3 protein-coding genes are annotated in these 1,403 nt (G+C 47.0%); all 3 read right to left on the bottom strand.

Going from position 1 to position 1,403, the window contains the following annotated elements:
* Positions 1 to 12: 12 nt before the first annotated feature.
* On the bottom strand, positions 13 to 285 hold the full coding sequence (locus LPW29_RS15125; RefSeq protein ID WP_238628702.1) for an antitoxin: 273 nt from the start codon (positions 283 to 285) through the stop codon (positions 13 to 15).
* 387 nt (positions 286 to 672) lie between these two features.
* On the bottom strand, positions 673 to 933 hold the full coding sequence (locus LPW29_RS15115) for a hypothetical protein (RefSeq protein WP_238628700.1): 261 nt from the start codon (positions 931 to 933) through the stop codon (positions 673 to 675).
* 96 nt (positions 934 to 1,029) lie between these two features.
* On the bottom strand, positions 1,030 to 1,403 hold a 374-nt coding region (locus LPW29_RS15110; protein WP_238628699.1), incomplete at its 5' end, for a hypothetical protein.

Genomic DNA, 1,403 nt, shown 5'->3' with positions numbered 1-1,403 from the left:
GGTTAGGGTTAGCTATCGATCCTCGTGCAAGCGACCTTCCACATATTTATGAAGGATGCTGGCAACAAGTGTTTGGTAAGGGATGCCTTCCGCCAGGGCTTTCTTCTGGAGCCCCCTAAGATCCTTGGAGGAGAGTCTTATGTTGATACGGGCATCTTTCTTGAACATGGCCTCGGCGTACTGTTGATGCCGCGCTTTCCTGTCTTCACTGGCTGGAGACCGCTGCAACTCTCCCGCCTCGAATGCATCCATAATTTCCTGCTCTTCTTTATCCAGCCTACTCATTTTGGACCTCCCAAATAGGTTTTGGTCGCTTTCCGGCTCGGGATGATCGTTTTCAGAAAAACCTCATCCTCTGACTCCACAAAGGGCACCAAATACGCATACCCCTCTATCTCAATCACATGAATTTGTTGCCCTGGATATCGCTCCTGATTCGGGTGCTCGAACGTATCCAGGATGCCTCCAACCGAGATGTGCAAAACCACATCCTCGAAAGAGACGTTCCTTTCTGCTTGGAGAAGCTTGTTCTTCTCAGAGTTCCATGTGATAGGTTTCATGGGTCAAAAGATAGCACATTGTGTGCTTTTTGTGCTCATCAGCTAACGTTGCAAATCAGCCGCGCGCGCCTTTGGCGCGTCGGCTGAATTTGCCTTGTTAGCATTTTGAACTCTAGCTATGGCTGTAAGAATCTCGAACAGAGCTAAGTAATGTTCTTCCATGTGGCTGCTCTCCATCCCCCATCAGTACAATAGCAGCATGGCCACCAATAAGAGGCTTTATCCGAGTGTCTAAATACTTTGTAACACTCCAATTAGCCTGTGCTGCATTCTTTTGTGTATACTCGCCTAGATCTTCATTCTCATTTCCTCGAATGACGATTCTTATACCATCCATGCTCCATGCTTTGTTTTCAATCTCACGAATTTTCATTTTTTCTCCTATTTAATGGATGCTAACGTCCAGCGTAACCGGGCGGGTTACCCGTAGCGAACGCGGAGGGTAAGCCGTTCCGAGTTGACGCTGTTGTTAGCGATTTTTTCCTTGTAGGAACTCATAGACTTCGTTCGGTGGATGTACAACAAAACCATCCGCATTGCCAGGATCTTGATTCGCTGCAATACCGCGACATGCCTGAAGAAGCTTCACATTAACAGGATAGATTTCTTTATCAGCTAAATCTGGATTGACTTCAACAATCTCTTGAAGTACGTCCTGTGCATCTTCTTTTTTCAGGAAGAAGTGGATTGGGTGCCTCCCAGGATACCTTGGATGAGGTATAGTCAGGTACTTCTCAGGCTGCCGATCCTGCAACACCCATGCTTCGGAATTCTCGGAGAACTCCGATTCGATCACGTTTAATGATAATGGATCAGACATACTTCCTCCTCCCTCTATATCGC

This window comes from Ectothiorhodospira sp. 9100 (assembly GCF_022227565.1).
In the GTDB taxonomy this organism is placed as follows: Bacteria; Pseudomonadota; Gammaproteobacteria; order Ectothiorhodospirales; family Ectothiorhodospiraceae; genus Ectothiorhodospira; species Ectothiorhodospira marina.
This window is presented reverse-complemented; position numbering and strand designations above follow the sequence as displayed.